Consider the following 19,501-nt stretch of genomic DNA (forward strand, 5'->3'; position numbering starts at 1 on the left):
CTCCTAAGTTGCGTACGAACGATGTTCTGGCTTTGCCGCATTGAACCGGTATAAATCATCCTCAATAATCCTTCTGAAAATATTGCCTACTCGTTGAGGTTGGCCTTCTCGTTGGAGTCTATTGCTGCATTTATTGTTTTTTGAGGCATATTTAATTGCTAATGGTTAACATCTAAGTTAATAAATAAGGTCTTGATATTTACTTAGATATTCATATCTAAGACCCAGGAATAAATTTTCAAAACCCCTCATGATCAATACTGGCATGGTATGGGAAATGGAGTACATACTTTCCAAAATCTTCTTTATGGTAATCGATTTTGAATTCAGAAGACGCTATCTTCCAATCAAGTGGAGTCGCAATGAAATCGATAATTTCTTTTGTGCTCAAATTTCGATTTTTGGCATAACTTTTAATTTCTATAACCTGTCCTTTTTGTGAAGTATACCTGACCTCAGCCCCGTTAACTAACTGCATCAATGCCGCAGTACTCATGATAGTGACTCCATCATATTTCCATCCATTGAAAATATGATCATTCGTCATCACTACAGATTGAATGAATTTAATTTCATCAAGCTCTACTTTGGAAAAATTCGTACTCAAAACACTTTTTTTGCTCATTATATTTAATTCAGACTTTTTAACTTGAGCAACCCCGTGAATTAATTTCTGCCTGAATTTCCACTGGTCATAATTGTGAGTTCCGGCTCCATAATGAACTTTAAGTTGCACCAAAAGTAGTAGGTCTTGGCGCTTTGCTATGATATCAATGTCAGTTAGTATTTCACCATTTTCTTTAATTTTCACTCCTTGAACAGCTTTTTCCCACCCATCACCAAGTAATATTCCGGCGATGTAGTCTTCCCAGGCCTTGCCGATTTGATCTGCAATTTTTCCCCCTCGCATCAGATTTGTCCGTACCCGTTGCGGCCAACCTTGATCTGCGATATAAACTAAAGAATAAATCTTACCAGAATGATCACGTATACATGGCATTTTAAACAATTCCAAATGTTGACGTATCGGCAATTCTGTTAGGTAATCAGCAATTTTACTGATCAGGAAATGATCTCCGACCTTCGTCCGGCTAATCAATTTCTCTATCAAAGTTTCTGGAATTTCAGGGCAGGTCAGTTGATATGAGGTAGAGGCCCTTTCACTTAATGATCTGGCTGCATATACAAAGCATGCAATAGTTATAGCGGTATAATAATGGGATACCACGTCTATGTTTTTTCTGTTTAATCCAAACAACAATTCATCTTCGGCATCCAGCTCATCGAGCTGTCTAATAAAATCGGCCTTTAATTGATCAAATTTTTGTGTGCCGGAGACAAATATACCCAATGCATCTTGGTAATAATCCCAAGCTACTTCAAGGATAGATAAACAATAAGGTTCTAAAAATTGAGCAAGCCATCTTTGTTTTTTTCGTCCTAACAGATGCGCAATCATGATTCTTCGTACACCTAGCTGACGCGCCTTTTCAAGTTCTACATCAATCATTGAAAATTTAAATTCAAAACCAGCATCGATTACTGCAGCGCTGTTCACTATCCATTCTCCACAGGCTATCTTGTCGAGCGCATAGTAAAAACTGTTGATGTTACTGGAAATCCTAATGGCTTCCATAAATAAAATTTCATCTTCGTCTCGAATCGTATTGTAAACTAACGGACTAATGACCTCACTTTTATGATGCGCATAAAAATTGATGAGTCTGGTGACTGCAAATAGGGTATCGGCAATGGCTCCTCTAATTTGATTATGAGCTAAAGAATGTAGTTCGCTTTTTACTTCTGAGGTCATTTCATCAGTAGTTTGTTTACTCAGTTCTTCATACATTTGCGAAAATAACCCATCAAATGCTGTTCCCAAAGGTTTAATCAAAGGATATAAAAAGCTTTTCAAATTTCTATTTAGATAAGGGGATAGAAGTTGTATCAGTCCCTGGTTATAACGCATGGTAGCTTCAAAAAAAGCTTCGAGAAAACATACATAGTTTTCCTCAAGGCGAATCAATTCCGGATCTGTACTCAGTCTTCTAATATTTTCTAGATAGCAAAAAAATAAATCCTTTGGTAGATTGGGACTGGATAGTAGCCCTTGATTTTTAAATTGGTGAAGATCCTGGATATCCGTTGACTCATTCAAATAACCAATGCTTGAAGAAAAGACCTGATCACTTAGGTCTTTTCTCAATGCACTAAAAATGGAACTTGGATAATTATTTTTCTTCATGACTTAATTCATTTGGATTGCATGTCAATATCATTGTTAATAATTAGTAAGTTCCGATTGGAAATGCATGTCAATGGCATTATAACTTTCGCGAACAACGTATTTCTTCTGCGCCTGGGCATAAATATTTACTAACTGATGCTGATTGGTGAAGGTGTTTTTTTCAATATGCTGCTTCTCAGAAAAGATTTTTTGTTCAATATGTTCCGAATTGACGGTGATGCTGTCCAGATCAATGTTCATTTGATCGCGTAAGATCGATTCCAAACTGCCTGGTGAATTCCTATTGATTTGCTGCAGATTATGGATTCCTTCAGTCTGGTGATCTGGATAAAGGATGATTAGGTAATCTTTCGCCCGGCTGATGGCTACATTAATCAGGAATTTCTTATGAATAAAAGCGTTGTAGTTCGGATGAGAGATTTTGTGATTTGGTGGATTGACGATGAAAAATACCATATCACATTCATCTCCTTGAAATCCGTGTACCGTGTCGATAATAACTGTCAGATGATTTCCAAAATCTAAAGATTCAATCATCTTATTAACCAGTGTTGCTTGAGATCGGTACGGACATACAATGCCTACTGTCCAGGGTTCATTTTTGTTAATATGTTTTTCCAGGTACTTTACTATTTCGTAAGTTAAAATTGCCGAATAAAGTTGATATGGGCTTTTAGCCAGTCTAGCAGGCTTATATACAGAATCTTCATCATTTACTGGGAAGCGTAGTAATGTTATAGGTTTAATACCCAAGTCTATGAACGCTTTTGGAAGTGGCCTGGAGCATGGTCGGCCATCTTTGAAATTTGCTCTGGCATGTTCGAGTTGATCATGGTAACTGAATTTCCCAAACAGTGACCCAATTTGCTCAACACTCCGGTATTGGACCTTTAAGTTTTCAACCTTATTGCCATAGATTGGAATCTTCGATTGTTCCTCCTCATTGAAACTTTCTAATCCAATCATTGTATAGATATTCTCCTCTTTATTGAAGCCTTCTACTATATCTTCCTCAGAAAGGTCTACAACTGGTGGAATTTGCAAGGGATCTCCGCTGATCCAATAAATGGTTTTAGTATGTTCATGTCTAGAGTTGCATTGATGTAGTGCGTAGATGATATAAGACAAAGGGATCATTGAACATTCATCAAAAATTACATAATCCCAATGTACCTCTGCGATTCTAGCCATCCCACCAACATTGTCAATGAGAAACTCTTCATAGGGGAGACGGTGGATCGTGGTGGCAAGGACACAACTGTTATATAGGTCGTGCCTGAAGGTGTTGGAATCATACAATACTTTTGCATCATTTATGATTTTTGAAAAGCTTGATCCATATCGAACCAGCCAGCCAGAATCTGTGGTGCTCTGCAGGATTCTCTCTACAAGTACGTCTGCGGCTTTATTCGTAGGAGTGAGTATTAGTATTTTTTTACCTGGATTTTGATCCATAATCTTTATGACCCGTTTGGCGATAGTAGTTGTTTTTCCTGTTCCCGGAGGCCCAAAAATGAAGTTTATATTGGGAGATAAGCCTTCCTTTAAGTTGTAATTCTCTTCCCACTGATTGACAATTGCCATCCGCTTAAAAGCCGCTAAAAGTCTACCTAATAGATCTACTGACCTAGAGAAACGTAGGACTATTCTTTTTATTTTGGTAAAGTCAATATTTTCCATCTGACTGGTCCTAGTAACCATGGCTAGAACAACCTGGCCCTTTTTGGAAACATCCTGGATGTCAATTTCAGTTTCTTTACCGTTTTGGTAGATAACGGTAGCTGTAAAATTTGTACAGTATTCAATGGTTGGCGTTACTGTTCGGTTAGGATCTTTCAGGCGAATAAGTTTTTCGGATCCGGGTTCTCGGTCTGCTGCGAAGAACTGAATTTCTTTTTCTGGGGCAAATCTGTCTGCACTACTATCTTGAAGAGTTTGTAATTCTATAAAATCCCGGAACCATTTATAACTATAAGTGTTTAGTAATAGGCTTGTCCTGAGTTCATTTCGGTGTGCGATGGCCTCTAGTTCATTCCTTCTTTCTGCGATCTGTATTAAGGTATTTTCATCCAAATTCTGGTTATTCAAGATGTCCATAATCCTCATATTGTGCTGGGTGAATAATTCTTCCAATTTATCAATCACAATTACCGACAAACATTGATGGAGCCTTAGTTTCTCAATGTGGGATGCAAAACTGAATTTTCTAGGGCAATAAATTTTTGTATAGGCGATATGATATTCATCGGACAAAATAGTTTTGATCTGTTGCTCATTGATATATAAATCGTCGTAACGTCCGTTAAAATAAAACAGCTTGGTTTCAGGGTAGTGTTTTTGCCATTCCACATAGAAAGGATCAGACCATTCCTGCGCGTTGATCAGCTCTTGTTCGTTTGTAATCCGTTCAATTTCGATTTCTTTCATCTCATCTTTAAACGTTGGGCATTCTCCCCAAAAAGTTGCATCGTATACTTTAACCTCCGCTATATTTAGCAATTCCTGTAGGCTAATGGGGTAGCCCTGGAGTAGATTTTGGCTATGCCTGTCATAATAATAAATCTCGGAATTTACTGGCCAAAAACAATAAGATCCGTCAATTTTAGGATTGATGGGAACAGGTATCTCCTTTGGTATGTTTTGAATACAAAGTTTGATTATCGTTCTTAAAATGTGATAATTGGCCGCCTGTGGATGCAGAATGAAATTTTCATGCTGACTGACTAAAAGTTTAAGAGTATTGGCGAGCAGTTGAGGATGGATCAGTTCGATCTGTTCCAATTGATTTAAGTTTTCTGGTTCCTCAATTAATGCGGATCTTAATTTGTTGATAGCTGACCAACCAAAATTCACTCCCAAAGCTGCCAATAGTTCACGTTTTTGCTTTTGTATTGCAACATCGCTTTCACGAACGTTCCATTTGTAAACATGATCTGGGAGTAGTTCGTCCGTTTTCCATGCAAATTTTGTAGCCACTTTTAAACTGGGATCAAATCCTAAAATATCTACCCATGAAGGACTTGCTTTTAGTGTACCAAAGAGGCGTCCTTGTTTGAGCAAGAATTCCAGCAGTGATATTTGCTGATCGGTAGATAGGTCAATAGATAATTTTGGGCCTAAAAGAATACTATTTTCAATTACCGGTTGAAGAAAAAGGCTAACATTTCGTGCTTTGAAAAATGCTTGATAAGACCCTAATTTTAAAAGCTCTCGCAGATTATGGTAACGCTGATCAATATATACTCCTGGTTCAAATAAGTCAAATGCCTCAAATGAGATTGCAAAAGAACCTTCAAGTACTATCGGTTCGGCCTGAGAATAGAGGCAGTAGTCACTTAAATCAAGTTCCGATTCTTCAAATTTTGAATAAAGTAGAACAAAAGCTACTTGTTCAGCGTTTGCCAGATAGCCGGTAGTGTTGTGTACTTGGTTTAGTTTGGAAATTATATCCGATTTATCTGGGCTTTGACGAACCTCAAAGAGGTAATTCAACCGAGCCGTATCATACTGGTATCTTTGATGAAGTTCTTTAATGATTCTTTCCACATATTTTGAGTTGCCGGTTTCCTCACTTTCGAACATGTCGGATACTTTAACTACATATTCATTAGAGTCTCCAAAGTAGACAGAATCTCCTCCTAAGTTAATGGAATCGTTAAGATTAAAGGAGTTACCCCCTGAAGTCACCTCCACTAAATCTTTTAGAATTGTTCTCGGTCGGTCTTCCTGAGCATCAAAAGTGAGTGAGATTTTTACTGCATTCGCCAGTTTACTTATGCCTAGCATGGTATCAATATCTAGGTGAATTCTCCTAAATTTACTTAAGTAGTTAATTTTTACTTCATCATCTTCAGATTTGATAACTTCTGATAATGATGTGTTTAATTCACTTTCTTCCCCATCCCATGCTTCAATCAAATAATTGGCCAAGTCACTTTCACTCCAGGCGATTAGTGGCTTTAATTCAATGATGTCTGGAGCAATTGACAATTCGGGATGAAAATTGCTAATGTGCAATTTTAGCTGTGCATTGTTTCCACACCATACTGTTTGCTGACTTTCCTTGTTTTGATTCAGCATAAAGATTTTGCCTGTCTGTAAAATTTGTACTCTTTCAAAAAGGTCAATGTTTGCTATATGGCAAGCCTTAGCCAGAAGCTGTACTTCTTCTAGCATGAGTTGGTGTCTTCCCGTTAGGGTTTGATTTGAATAGTCAGAGAGGTTAAGTGTAAATGGGGAAAGTTTCAAATAAGGAAGCGCTTCGTGTTCTGGAAGCTCATTGCCAAAAATTCGTTTCCATAATTTTGTAAGCTGGACATATTCGTCTTTTGGCATTTTTTTCCATTCGGACTGATAAAATATTTGTACTGAAGCTGGAACAAAAGTATTTTCTAAAGGAATAAAGACATTTCCGGAAAGAGATTGACTTTGTTTAGTCTCTTCCTGGTAGCTGGTTATATCCTCAAAAAAAGAACGCATGTCATTACGGATCAGTTTTTTTTGGTCGGTAATTAGTTTGCCCCACAAGGGGATGACTACTCCAGTAAATGATTTATTGGTTGTATCTACCATATAGCGATGGAGATAATCTTTATCTTCTGCAATGGAAATAACGAGTGGGGATTGCCAGGGTTTAAATGGGTTGATCAGTAGTTGTTCCAGTGCGATGATGTCACCTTGGCGATTAGCAAATAGCCTCAATACACCCATCCGTTGGTTACGCTCTGCTTCGGTTTCCTTATCCTTAGCTTGTTCGAGCACTTTACAAATTGCGTGCTTTTCATCGGGACTAAATCTAGTCTTCTCAAATTTCAAACTTAAAAATTGATTAAGAACTCTATAGTCATTATAGTCTATGGATTGTCGTTTACGTATGAAATCTTGGATGTTTGAATATGCTGAAAGTGAGGTCTTAGTAGTAATGAAACCTGCTTTTTGTAGATATGGTAATATGCTTTCAATTTCTGTTAATAGCAATAAGTAAGTATTATCGCTATTGTCTGTTCTTAGGGTATTGATGCTTTTAAAGCAACCGTCTTGGAAATCAAATAAATCCAAGTCATGAAAATTTTCTTTAAAAATATCCGTCTGTACACTTGAACCCGTGATCCTGGGAATAAATTCATTAATCTCCAACATCAGGGTTTGACGGATAGCTGGATCAACTAGCAGGATTTGGTTTATTTTTGCGGAAGCACCAGCAGTAAACAATAGGTCAAGGACGTTAAATGCTTCAATATGAAGTATTTCTTTTACCTGATCACTGAGTACTTCATCATCGCCCCAATAAAACCAATCTAGATCCATACCAAATAGTGTGGTGTCAAGATTCAACTGTGTTTTCTTTATGCGGACGTTATCTAAGTTGGTAGCCATCTTGTAGCCACCGTTAGTAGTGTCGAGCACCGGAACATTGCTTTTTAGATAACGGTGCAGTTGTTTCACTAATGGAGTATTGATCCATTTGCGGTCATGGTCTTCGCTTTCTGCAGAAAGAATCAAAACTGGGTAAAGAGTTAAGAATTTTTTACGCTCATCTGAGGCTGATGATTGCGACCAAATTGTCATTTTCTCTATAATACGTTTTGCAAAGACTTCCAACAAGCGCTCATTGAGCGGATCGGCATGCAAAGAGGTTCTAGCTGACTTTTTATAAAACGCATTAGAGTGAAGTATAAACTTGAGCTTGTGTTTTTCTTCACTAAGAGGAAAGAAAAGGTAGAAGTTGGGTACATTGTCAATTAGCTCGATAGCATTTTGGTAGTCTGTATAACCCATCAGCAGTTGTATGTCGGAATCCTTATCTGCTGTGGCTTTTTGGTCATCAGTTAGATCTCCTTCTTTGCCGAATCTAATAAAATTGTATTCTGCAGAAAGCTTAGAAATACGCAGGTCTTCAAAGCTTAAAGGAGCGTTCTCAATATCAATTCCATTCAAATGGACCTGGTTTAGTCCCTTGGTATTTGAGGCTGAAGAATGGTTGAGGATAGATAAGGAAAATCTAATGCCTTCACGCAAATTTTCATCCTCCAGACGAATGCTTTTATCTTCTCCAAGCTTCAGGAAAAATAAAGAACCCGTCTGATAGCTTTCTATTGGAATCTGGCTTTTATGTTTGTTTAACCAGAACCGCAATTTGTCAACGTCCTTTTTCGTCAGTGCGTTTTCGGTTTCCTTATAATGTGCGTCACGAATACGCTCATCAGGGTGTGTAGGGAAGTTGGTAATCAGAATTTTGAACAGCCATGGATCTTCGCCTTCTATCAGATAATCGGGATCAGTACCTGGCTTTGGAATGATCTTGTAGATCTGCTCTGTTGGAACGGTAGCCGTTTCAGATTCCATTAGTGTTTTAATGTCTGAGTTTTGCCAACTGAATAAGATAGGCCCGTAATTCTTATTCAGTAACTCATCTATACCATTGTCTTTGCCGACCAATCTGTGGGCGAGTTTAAATCCAATTCCAAACTTTCCAATCGTATGGTCTTCTGCTTTTTTTGTGGATACGCCCACGTTAAGAATCGACCGGATTGATGGAAAATCAAAGGTCTTACCATTGTTAAGTACAAGTAGATAGTGTTCGCCGTCATCATCTAGTCCCCAAATCATGGTGAAGTGGCTGCTATTAGCATCCACAGCATTTTGCATAAACTCATAAACAGCTTGGGCATCTTGGGCCATTTCCAAAAAGCCTTCCAAAAAGCCTTTGATGCCACCGACAACTTCTTTGACTTTATCGCCGTGATACAAGTCAAAAAATCCAAACATAGACTCTCCATCATCGCTATGTATTTCAGCACCAACGAAGTGTTCATCACGGTTGGTGTCCTTAGTTTTTCTTATTTTATCTTTATAGAATGTCCTGAATTGACGTATATCTTTTATTCTCATTTTTGCTTATAATAATTCCTCGATCTGATCTATGACGTGTTCTATGGCTTTGGAGTCAATTCCGCCTAATTCGCTTTCCGTGGTAATGAATAGGTTTTCACCTTCAATGAATCCATTGTCCAGGTAGAACTGTTTTTTCTTTTCCCAGTCAGCTCGGTAACCTGGTACCGAAAGCATACCCAAGTGCTCCAGAATAATTAAATCTCCTGCTGCGTCTGTAAAACTGAAGTCTGGGATTTTTTTCTCCCCATTCTTGCCAGTGTATTGTCTTTCATATTGAAAGGGTAATGAGCGGTATTCCAGTTCATTGGCAATGATGACTTCTGATTTGCTTCGAACTAGCAGGTTTTCTTGTTTGGTTTTATGGATCAAACCTTCTACATATGGCACATGTGCATGCGCGTTCCTGACAGCATATGAGAAAATATTGGTGTTCCGTTTCGCGGTTTCAGAATATTGAGGTTTAGAAAGGTTGATGATCCAGTGTGGGTTGTCTCCTTCGATGAATAATACCAGTTTGGTTTTGGCTCGCGTTAATGCTGTATAGATGAGTTCTCTGGATATAATGCGGCCTGTTTTAGGGATAACAAGGAAAACATAGTCAAAGTCACTGCCCTGGCTTTTATGAATGGTAATGGCGTAAGCCAGTTCGATATTGGCTTCTTCTCCTTCAGTATTTCGTTGGGATTTATAGCCAAAAGTGATCCCACTTTGTATTCCTGAGAATGAGACATTAGCATAACCTTTTGCAATATTGGCAATCAAACCGAGTTGTCCATTGGAGATTGGGAGCTCTTGATTTCCGGGGTAAGCTTCTTTTTTCTCATTCCGGGTTTGAATCACTTTGTCATATTCCATCATCCTGTATTCGCCAATGGTCACACTATCTTTTTTGTGTGCGTTGAACTGGGCTTGTACCATTCTGTTCAAATTGAAGGTTCCCCAATATGGATCTTTAACTGGCGTCAGGATTTGAAAAGCTTCAATCTTGGAGGTATTAATACCCCGATCTGAAATTCCAATAAATTGATTGAAATTTTGGACTTCGGGTCCGCCTTCTTTTGAGATCAATCTTTGGGTGGCTGCGATCAGTTTTTCTTTCAATTCGGCACTACTACTCCAGCACTGGGTTTCCAGATCGTTCATCAATTTATTGTTTCCCAATTTTGAGAATATTGCGTCAGCACCTTTAGAAGGTTTAATACCAGAAAACCATGAAGCCAGAATCAGGGAGTCTGAGTTAGCCCCTTGGACAGTGCGTACCACTGCAGTAAGTCTTGCTAGTGCTGTTTGCGCACCGATGTCTCTGTTTCCGGGTTCTAACAATTTCAAATAGTTGCACAAATCGGCAAAAGGGCGACCTGCGCCAATAGGTGGCAACTGGTAAGGGTCGCCTACTAGGATGATTCGTTTCACATGTGCAAGGTCTAGTGCTTTCAGTAGTGCATATAAATCGTCTTCTGTCAGCATAGAACATTCATCAATGATTACATTCTGCTCAGCCTGATAGGCCGTTGGCCCAGTAAATTTTGGTTTGAGCAGTCCCCAGTCAAAACGTTTTTGTTTGGTTAGGAACTGGGCAATTGTTGAGGCTTGGGTACCAGCCATATTGCCAAGTTTAACGCTGGCTTTACCTGTTGGTGCTAAAAGAAGAATCCCTTCTCGTCTGAGCTGCGAACTGCCGAATAAGGCTCCCATCACTGTGGTTTTACCTGTTCCTGCTGGCCCAAGCAATACAGATAATTTACTCCCGGTAACATGATGAAGGGCTTTAACTTGATCTTTTAGTGCCTCAACATGACGTTCATTATATTCGTCTATTTTCTTCCCATGATGAGCGAGGGTATTGCGGAGTAATAGGTCCCAGTCTTCAGTAAGCGGATCCAGTTTGCGCTTTGCCCTGGCAATGAAGGTCTTTCGAAAATAGTTCTCAATTTCTGCGTACTTTTTTAGTTGTAAGGTCTGTTTGTCTTCTGTCTGGAGCCAATCAAGTTTGTCTTTAATGAATTCCAGATTGGAATTGATATAGTTTTCTGGCACAATTGTGCTACGCTGCAGATTAAGGGAGGCTAATCGTTCATTTATTTCATTGACCGAAAGAAGGGTGTCTCCATTAATTGATGCGTCTTTTAAAATGACGCAGATCAAGGCACGGAGTCGCCTTGGATCAAGAGCTGAACTAGTCACTTGTGGGGCAATTGGTGCGTACGATCCTTGTATTACAATATCCTCAAAAACACCATTGTCAATGGTTTCGATAGCAATTGGGTAATGATCCTGATCGCCTGGATCTTCTTCGGCAATCAAATAAGGATTTAATAGAATTGATTTATTGCTGATAGTATTGTCAATCTTAGATCGATTTATCGAGTTGAACCAATTTGAAATCTGTTTTTCGCTGAACTCGAAACGGGAAAGAAGTTGCAACAATTCGATTCGCTCTTTACTTTCGTTCAGCCAAATGTCCCTCATGTATGGTAAGTCTTTTCCATAACTTTTCGTACTCAAATTGATCCTGCCGTAAATAGCATCCTCCCAACCGTTCCAACAGTTATCTTTTGCGCCCATTCCATAATCATTTCTCAGGTCTTCTTCAAGAAGGTTCGCATGCTGGAATCCGAAGGCAAGTAATGCATTTGCAAACGAAGGGAAGGGGCCCATGTTTTCCTTCACTTTCCCTATCTGACGGTCGATCCAAATCAGATGTTCCCTCCAGAACCCTTTGGCTATCCCATGTTCAATGATTCTTTCAATGATTATACGAAGTTTAGTAAGTACTGAAAGCAGAGTACTGTCATTGACCCATTCGGCGCCGTAAGCAAACTCTTCAATCATTTCTTGCCTACTGCCTATATCCTGAAGGGTCAGCTTGATTTCGTCAATTAATTCGTATTTCGTTTTTTTTGCATCCTTGGTTTTTAGTATAAAATCATCTGGTAGGTTTAAATAGACCTGATAAGGAAGAAGTATGCCTTCACTTGTCGGTTGGTCCGGCCGAATGCCATGACTGATCAAGCGGTCCCACATTGGATAGGTATCACTAACCTTGCTATCGTAACGCAGTACAGCTGATTTCTTAATAATATTTCCAACGCCTCCAATCAGTCGATTACTGTTTTCATCTATTGGGTTGGCACCCTTTACGTAATAAATGGCCAGTGAATCCTGTACTTTGATGGGCTCAAAAAATCTATCCAGCAGCTTGTTTTGTAGTACTGGTCCGTATACCCAGGATGAAGGAAATGGTGCCTGGTCATCCCTAGGTAAGTCCGGATACCAGGATTTAAGCGACTGCTGATTTCCTTTCAACATCCACCAAAATGGAACTGCAAAACTGCTGAATGCAGGAACTTGAATCGTTGTTGGTTTTAAATTGGAATGGGGTATGTCTTTTCCTGGTCTGTTGTAGGGATGATTAAACGTGCGTGAATAGGTGCCAGTATTCATAAATGCTCCACCTTCGGCTTGGCATGGAGGTAAAAATCCATCTGGTAGCGAAGACCATTCTATTCCCGCATTGTTCTCCTCAAGCTCATCGTTTTTTTCTTTTAAAATTCGTGGCAGATGTATGCAAAATGTATTTTGTGTAGGATGACGGCAAATTTTTCCATTCCAAGCACTGTCATGCCATGCAACGCGGATCGATAAATGCTTGTTCATATTTGGTTTGAGATCGTTGAATAATAATAATTAGTTGTTTAGTTTTAGTAATGATTCAGCTGTTGTTTTATCATTAAATCATTAAGGATCAAAATGTAGTAGATGATTTTCCTTTTAGTTTCTTTGGCGTTGATTTGTTTGCGTTGATTTTAACTAATATATGGACTCTTAATTAAGAATTCAGATTTTAATTAAATTTGATATGGTTCAAAATATCAGTCCACATATTATCCCATAAAAAAAGGTTAAAGATATTATCTTATGTAGAAAAGGATTAAAAGCGATTTATTTATTTATTATTTTTGGATTGCCGATTTAAGCCTGGAGGTTTAATCACTTTATTCCGTAATAGTAGAAATACTAAGTTGTTCCATCTGTTTTTTTGTTGGTGTAAAAGTTGATTAATTTCAACCTATTAGGGTAAAATATCTGATGGTTTAGAATTTGGGACTGGAATCTCTCATGATTTCGATACAAAATTTTGAAGCAAGTGCATATCTTTATTAAACTCAATGATCTATTTAAATGGGGTATCGTCTATGCGCTGAAATGTAATTATGTTTACAGTAAGGATCTTGTGACTGTTTGGTAAGCTTAACTTGTTCTTGCTGAAAATAGTTGGGTGTTTTTTGAGCATTCAAATTATAAAGATTGCACAAAGGGCAATCTTTATAATTTGAATGAAGTTTTTAATTTAACTCATTCTGACTTAGAGGGAGTAAATGAATGAGGGTTTTTCCATCAGGATGATAGGACGGCTCATATTTAATGTATCCTAAATCGCATAGCGTTTTAATACACCTATGATAGGTGCCATACGATTTTATTTTGGTAGAGTGCATAAGCTGCTTTCTGCTGACTTGAATTGTCGGGGTATAGTTTGTTTTTCTCGATATTTCACAAATGGCATAAAGTATCGTAATTTGTGAAATGAAAAATGATGGTTCTTTACTGGCTTTATTTAAGATTAGGGGGATGAGTTTTTCTGTTCTCATAAATAACAGTTTTAGTTTTCGTTATTTGCTACTAGTTTTTTGATCTCCTCTTCATTGTAATAGAATATTCCACCAACTTTTGAATAAGGCAGTATGTTATGGATTCTTAAATTTTGTAATGTTCCAGTAGATATGGAGAGAATTTTACGTACCTCCTTGCTTCTGAGCCATTTTTTCTGAGGAGGTGATTCCTTTAATAGGATTTGTTTGATTTCTTGAATTAAACCTTCTTTAAACTCTTGTAGATCTTGCTTGGTAAGGATTTCAATAAACATATTTTAAGATTTAAGTTAGTGAAAAATTGCTAGTACTAAGTTAGTTAAGTGTTGTTTTTTGTGGTAAGATTACTCGATGTATAGTTGCTAACTTTTGTGAATTATTATGCTGCTAATCTTTTAGTGGATAGGATTAAGAATGAACGCGTTATTAGTTAAAGGCCAGCAGAGAATGGACGCAATGATGAGGAAGGTTTTACGATTTTAATTATCACCGTTTAAATTTTGTTTATTTAGTAAGATAAAATGGACAGTTTGCTATCGTGAACGGGGGTTAAGTTTCATAGGTATATGCAATTCTACTTCATAATAAAACTAATTGATGATTGAGTTCTTTAATTTCCTCATCAATTGGAATTGGTAGATTGTGCGATTGAATGCGCTGATAAGAACATTACTATAGTGATGTTTCATCGCAGATTCAGAATAATCATGTTAGTTTAGTCAGTAAGGATATGGGCCATAAAAAAAATCACGACTAATAGCGTAATAAAGGGATCTAGAAGAATTTGTTGATGATTTTGTGGCACCATTGGACCAAGGAGAGCGAGTACAGGAAATTTGGATTGTACTATTTCAATATATATATAATTGGGCGTTTTTTTACTTGTGATGACTATTTTCTCTATTTTTTTTGTTATTTTCGATTCTAAATTAATAGCATGGATTCTTTTGAGATAATTGGTACAACCAAAGATTTAAGAACAAATACAGATATATATTACGCACAAATTTCTATAGAAGATTATTTAAAACTTGTGGGTGAAGACTTTGATCGATTTGATATTCAGAGACCTCGGCAGGATTATCGGGCATACTCACGCATGAAGAAGGATATAATTGATGGAGCATTACTTCCTACCATTACTTTAGCTATTAATCCGAAAGAAATTCAGTCATTTGAAAAATTGTTCTCTACCAGAGATGTAAATTCGCTGTCAGCTAAATTACTTGCTAGTAATAGCATTTATATATTAGATGGGTTACAACGGACTTACATATTGAATGACATTAATAAAGATGGATTTAAATTCAAGAATGGACAAAAATTATTGGTAGAATTTTGGCTGGAAAAAGAGATTAAGCATTTAATTTATAGATTGATTGTTCTTAACGCCGGGCAAAAACCTATGTCAATGAGGCATCAGGTTGAGTTGTTGTTTATAACAATGCAAGACAAAATTCAAGAAGGAATAGATGGTCTAACATTGATTTCGGAAAGAGATGAATCTAGAAGATCCAAACCAAAACAATTCCCTTTTGATCGAATTGTTGTGGCGTATTATAGTTTTATCACTAAATCTGCGATGATAAAAAGAGATAATATTGTGGTTCAGGAATTGAATGAAATGGAGGTCATTAACTCTAATGAAGACGAATTAAATCAAAACTTCACCGAATTTCTATTTTATCTTAACATCTATACTTCAATTGATAATGAGACGTTTAGGATATATAACCACTTTACAGATATTAAAGTCAAAGGTCCACAAAATTGGTTTGCAGAAGAAATAACCATTACTTCCTTCTTTGCTGCAATTTCTCAATTTGCTACCGATGAGAAACGTAAGGAAAGGATTAATAAGGCTTTAGAGAGATTCTTAGAAAAATTGGTTGCTACTGAAAAAAATATTGATATTTTAGCCTTAAATGTACTCTCAGATATAAGGGAAGGTATTAGTCCTAAGAAGTATAATGTTGGTATTGAAACCAGGAAAATTTTAACCAATGGTTTTAAAGAATTTTTCAGGGAAGAGGGGGAATCTTCATTTGAAGATTGCTGGAAAAATGGTACAAATTAGTCTATGCTGTTAGATGAAATAAATAGCTTTCTCTCTAACCAGAACAGCTATAACCTTCCTTACGTTATCAATGATGTGTACGAAATTGATCTGGAGATTGTTGTGAACAATAAGTGTCCGATTATTATAGAGAACGTATCGGCGCTCTATGATACGAGTATGGATATTATTATTGAGGACACACACAATAATGATATAGGAGTTCTTTGTTTTTTAAAAGATAAAGAATTGGATATAAGCACTTTGACGGAATATCAATTTTCAGCGCTAATGTTGGATATTGATAGCGAAGTTGATTTAGAACAGGTTACCTATCGTTTTAAAAATAATTATGTGGTTATTGATGAATCATATATTCCAGACTATATTTTAGAATATAAAAATTCTGCCCCAATTTGGGGGCTATTTAATCATCATTTGCAAGTTCAAGTTCCTTTGGCTAATACTATTCAAATTCCAAAATTAAAGGCCTTAAACTTAAAGAATTTCAATCACGAGAATTATTATGAATGTTCTATAAGAGGGATTAAACAATCTTATAGTTTTGAAAGATATCTTAAATATTATCATCTTTTGGAATTGAATTTTGATTATGATGTGATCAAGCGAGTAAAAGCCTTAGATGTTCATACAGAGTCAAATGCTATAGGGAAGCTATTAAAAGGATATGAAGATGATGATGTCAGTCGATTACTTCACTTATTTGATACTTATTGTCTTGATGTTGATCCGATCGTTATTGCATTGAATCGAGTTAGGGGCTTCCAGACTATTTCTGAAGATATGTTTTATACATTTGGAAAAAATAATTCAAATCCAATGAAGGAATTGTCTAATTTCCAGAGGTTTGTAAATAGTTCGGATGGTTTTTCATTTGCAAATTGTCAGTTATACCTAGGTAATAAAAGAATTGGGGATACAGCAGCATACAGAACTTTCATAGGTAAATTATCTATATATTGGATTTATAGGATAAGATGTAGCATTGCACATAACAAAATTGGAGAATATTTATTATCTGCACGGCATGAAAATTACTTGTCTGAATTTGCCTTTCCGTTGTTAAAAGAAATAACGATTCAATGTTTCAAATAATATTATTAATATTGACTGTAAATCATTATATAAGAGAGTGAGAAGTGTCTGCTGGAAATTCTTATATATTATTACTATGAATAATAATTTTTTTTACAGAGAAAATGGTCGGATAGTCATAATATTGGATTGGGAGGCCATATGCTTTTTTACAGCGGTACCGGGGAATTGTAAGGAACATTGGGTGTATTGCGTGCCCATGTCTTGGTAATGAACGGTATAGGCTATGAAAACGAACTTTCGACTATCTTGCCATTAGAGATCACGGATGGCAACTGATTTTGTCACACGGAGCAATTGATAGGATCATATTTGTAGAGATCAAACCGCGAGTAGAATGTCAAAACCTAAAAAGCATCGCTTTATACCTAAGGTCTGCCTTAAGTATTTCTCGGCATCAGAAGATTGGTTGGGCTTATATGTGCTTGTTCATTTTAATCTTTATAAGAAAAGGATCCAGAAAGTAAATGCAGGAGATGCCATTTTGGGAAAAGGGATTTTATACAACGGATTATTCCGATAAAAAGCTTTGCAGATTCTATTAGCTTAACGGTTGTTACATCTAGTATGGTCTCAATCGTTGTGGTTCCATAATGATGATTTATTCCAGGATGCCCTCAATATGATCTACATACGAAGAATAACTATGGTGTCCGCCGACTTCCTCTTTTTTCCAAAAATGGTTTTGTCGATTCGTACAAGAGGTACCTTTCGACAAAATACAGCTCAAAATGAGCTAACTTTTCATTTTTCTTATATGGGCGGCATTTTGAAATAACGGTTTTGTTCTATAAGCATAGGTTATTCTGTATAATTAAAAGAGCTATCCATTTATATGCATTGGAGTTGTATAATGAGGATACTGATAGCTATGAAATCCCTTTAGATTCAGTATACTTGCACTAGTTGTCAACATTACCGGCTAGATAACCACAGATGTTTTTTGATGAAACTAATATGTTACTTTTTTTTATAATATACTGATTTTTAGTGCGTTACATTTTATGTATCGGGAAATAATCGATGATAACTACCACATAACTATGACAAGAGTCGATAAGTAAGTTGCTTATTGTTAATAAGTTATGTGGATTTCTTTTGTCCATATCTTTGGATTTATGCTTTTGTTTTTCTGACTTTTGTAACGCATTTGTAGCTTTTCTCATCTAAAAATCTTGTGAAAAATTCACCTGGTAAATGATGGCGACTAAGGACATCTAATGACACTTAATAACACCTATTGACGCCTAATGACACTTAAAAAGGGCGAGTTAACTACAGGTGTTTTCGTGAACTTAAGATTCAGGCTTCTGAAATACAAGTTGTAGCTACTGTAGCTGCTACTGCTAAGGACATGGTCGCTGCTGAATTCTTAACTGTCAGGGAGGCTGCCAGGTTGTTGAATATTTCCATCAGAAGTATTTATAACATTATTCAGACAGGTAGGATAAAAGCCCTAAGATTAACTCCTCGAAAAACTTTGATTAAAAGAGTGGATATTGATCAAATGCTGGTTCTTTCTGAATATCATGAGCCTGTTCTCAAGGCACGTAAAAAGAACCCACATCCAAAGTATTGTTACTCTATGACTGAGGCGCAAGAGGTGCTTAATTTTTCTGAGAAAGCATTATGGGATCTGTTAAAGAGGAATAATATTCCGAAGTATCGTGACGGTAAGTTTAGTTACGTATTGAAGTCTGATCTAAATAAATTTTCTAACCAAAACGATTAAGTTATGGCTAAAGTGAAAATGAGATTGAGAACTATCGTGAATAATAGGAAAAGCATAATGCTTGATTATTCACCATCCCTTAAAAATCCATCTACCGGCAAACTTCATCGGTTTGAAACCCTTAAATTGTATATTTATGATAGTCCAATAGACCAATGGGAGCGGCAGCATAATAAGGAGACGATGGTATTGGCCCGTAGTATTTGTGCACAACGTCAATTGGATATACAGAACCGAAGATTTGGTTTTATTTCTGATGCCCTGAAAGACTCTAGCTTTATTGACTTTTTTCAAATTGAAGCCCGCAAAAAGCAACATTCTGTTTCAGATAACTGGGGGATGGGATTACGGTATTTTATCTCCTTTGCTGGCCATGATTTGAAGTTTCCTGAGCTCAATGATTACTTGTGTGAGGATTACAAGAACTACTTACTTAGTGGGCCTGGTATTAGCAGGACTGGAAGGCCAATCTCAAAAAATACTGCTGTAAGTTATTATGCTAAGTTTAGGCATATTTTAAGAATCGCTTATAAACGGGGTTTAATCCCCCAGGATCTACATGCGATTGTTAAGCCGATTACACCTAGAGAGACGCATCGAGAAAGGCTTACCCTTGAGGAATTCCAACAATTAGCAGAAACTGGTTCCATGGGCTGAGGTCTATATCTAATCTTAGATTCATCACAATAATGGTTTTTTAGAATGGCAAGAAATCCCATGTGGGATAAATTCCATAAGTTTTATGACATGATGAATAATGAGATATCAGTTCTTGTATCGTTTGGAATTTAAAGAACCTGAAT

9 protein-coding genes are annotated in these 19,501 nt (G+C 36.9%); 5 read left to right on the plus strand and 4 right to left on the minus strand.

Annotation, left to right across the window (positions count from 1 at the left end):
* Positions 1–238: 238 nt before the first annotated feature.
* The 4 genes from GM920_RS00465 to GM920_RS00480 all read right to left on the minus strand — a co-directional run bounded on the left by GM920_RS00465 (position 239) and on the right by GM920_RS00480 (position 14,069).
* Positions 239–2,245: a hypothetical protein gene (locus tag GM920_RS00465; RefSeq protein WP_182952651.1), complete on the minus strand. Its 2,007-nt coding sequence runs from the start codon at positions 2,243–2,245 to the stop codon at positions 239–241.
* A gap of 36 nt (positions 2,246–2,281) precedes the next feature.
* Positions 2,282–9,139, minus strand: coding sequence for an AAA domain-containing protein (locus GM920_RS00470; RefSeq protein ID WP_182952652.1), 6,858 nt, complete (start codon positions 9,137–9,139; stop codon positions 2,282–2,284).
* A gap of 6 nt (positions 9,140–9,145) precedes the next feature.
* Entirely contained in the window at positions 9,146–12,799 is a 3,654-nt protein-coding gene (locus GM920_RS00475) for an ATP-dependent DNA helicase (protein WP_182952653.1), read from the minus strand.
* A gap of 1,006 nt (positions 12,800–13,805) precedes the next feature.
* Positions 13,806–14,069 carry a helix-turn-helix domain-containing protein gene (locus GM920_RS00480; protein WP_182952654.1) on the minus strand — a complete coding sequence of 88 codons (264 nt, stop codon included), beginning with the start codon at positions 14,067–14,069 and terminating at the stop codon, positions 13,806–13,808.
* A gap of 662 nt (positions 14,070–14,731) precedes the next feature.
* Between GM920_RS00480 and GM920_RS00485 the strand changes: the two genes are divergently transcribed.
* The 5 genes from GM920_RS00485 to GM920_RS00505 all read left to right on the plus strand — a co-directional run bounded on the left by GM920_RS00485 (position 14,732) and on the right by GM920_RS00505 (position 19,355).
* The gene (locus GM920_RS00485) at positions 14,732–15,871 is read left to right on the plus strand and encodes a hypothetical protein (RefSeq protein ID WP_182952655.1); all 1,140 of its coding nucleotides are present in this window, start codon (positions 14,732–14,734) and stop codon (positions 15,869–15,871) included.
* A gap of 3 nt (positions 15,872–15,874) precedes the next feature.
* Positions 15,875–16,966 (plus strand): hypothetical protein, encoded by a 1,092-nt coding sequence (locus GM920_RS00490; RefSeq protein WP_182952656.1) that lies wholly within the window; start codon positions 15,875–15,877, stop codon positions 16,964–16,966.
* Between the two features lie 337 nt (positions 16,967–17,303).
* Positions 17,304–17,489 (plus strand): hypothetical protein, encoded by a 186-nt coding sequence (locus GM920_RS00495; protein ID WP_182952657.1) that lies wholly within the window; start codon positions 17,304–17,306, stop codon positions 17,487–17,489.
* An 876-nt stretch (positions 17,490–18,365) separates the two neighbouring features.
* Positions 18,366–18,698, plus strand: a complete 333-nt coding sequence (locus GM920_RS23955; protein WP_394367952.1) for a hypothetical protein — start codon at positions 18,366–18,368, stop codon at positions 18,696–18,698.
* A 3-nt stretch (positions 18,699–18,701) separates the two neighbouring features.
* Positions 18,702–19,355, plus strand: a complete 654-nt coding sequence (locus GM920_RS00505) for a phage integrase SAM-like domain-containing protein (protein WP_182952659.1) — start codon at positions 18,702–18,704, stop codon at positions 19,353–19,355.
* Positions 19,356–19,501: the final 146 nt, after the last annotated feature.

This window comes from Pedobacter gandavensis (assembly GCF_014172405.1).
Lineage (GTDB): Bacteria > Bacteroidota > Bacteroidia > Sphingobacteriales > Sphingobacteriaceae > Pedobacter > Pedobacter gandavensis.